This window comes from Castellaniella sp. GW247-6E4 (genome assembly GCF_040276065.1).
Lineage (GTDB): Bacteria > Pseudomonadota > Gammaproteobacteria > Burkholderiales > Burkholderiaceae_B > Castellaniella.
The window spans coordinates 1-975 of the sequence record NZ_JBELOI010000047.1; the positions used below are offsets into that span (position 1 = coordinate 1).

At 57.5% G+C, this 975-nt stretch carries 1 pseudogene; it reads right to left on the reverse strand.

What is annotated here, in order from left to right:
- Window positions 1–899, reverse strand: a pseudogene (locus ABS761_RS16865) (IS3 family transposase); the annotation flags it as partial.
- Between the last annotated feature and the right edge of the window lie 76 nt (window positions 900–975).

A 975-nucleotide genomic window follows, 5' to 3' on the forward strand; every position in this document is an offset into this window, starting at 1 on the left:
CTTTCCCGGCCGCGAGAAATCAAGCGTTACGGCGTTCTCATAGGCCCATTTATCGAGTGCTAGAGAAACGAACTCAGGGCCATTGTCCACTTGAATCCTTGTTGGAAAGGCCTGCCTTTGCGCGGCGACAGACGTCAATGCTCGAACTACGTCGGCTCCCGTCAACGATTGCCCTACTTCGAGTGCGAGACATTCACGCGTGTAGTTATCCACCAGCGTCAGAATCCGGAAGCAGCGTCCATCGAACAGTGCGTCGGAGACGAAGTCTGTGCTCCAGCTCTGATTAGCTGTAGTCAACACGGGACGTTCCAAGCGGTGTGCTGCCGCCTTGCGCCGACGAGGCCGTTTGGTGCGCAGATTCAGGCCTTCCTCCTTGTACAGGCGGTAGACGCGTTTGTGGTTGACCTGCCAGCCTTCACGGCGAATCAACACGAAGATGCGCCAGAAGCCATAGCGCACCCGGGTACTGGCAATCTCGTGCATACGCGCCTTCAGCGGCGCGTCCAGCACGCGAGGTTTAGGCTTCTGGTACCACCCCGACCGACACTGCTGGCACACTGCACACGCCCGAACGATGCTCACGCGATACTGTTCGATCAAGTGGCCGACGAGCTGTTTGCGCTGCGCCGGCCTTAGACTTTTTTTCGCAGCACATCCTGCAGCATGGCCTTATCCAGCGATAGGTCGGCAACCAGCTGTTTAAGCTTCTTGTTCTCGTCCTCAAGCTGACGTAGTCGGCGCAGCTCGGTTATGCCCACGCCAGCGTACTTCCTCTTCCAGGCGTAAAAGGTGGCCTGCGAGACACCGACCTTGCGACAAACCTCCTCGACCGAGACACCCATCTGTACCTGGTGCAACGCGAAGGCAATCTGCTCTTCGGTGAACTTCGACTTCTTCATGGCGGGGCCCTCCTGAGGGCTTAGTATCGCCGGATTTCTCTACTTCTGAGCTGTCCACTTTTACGGGAGGACGTCA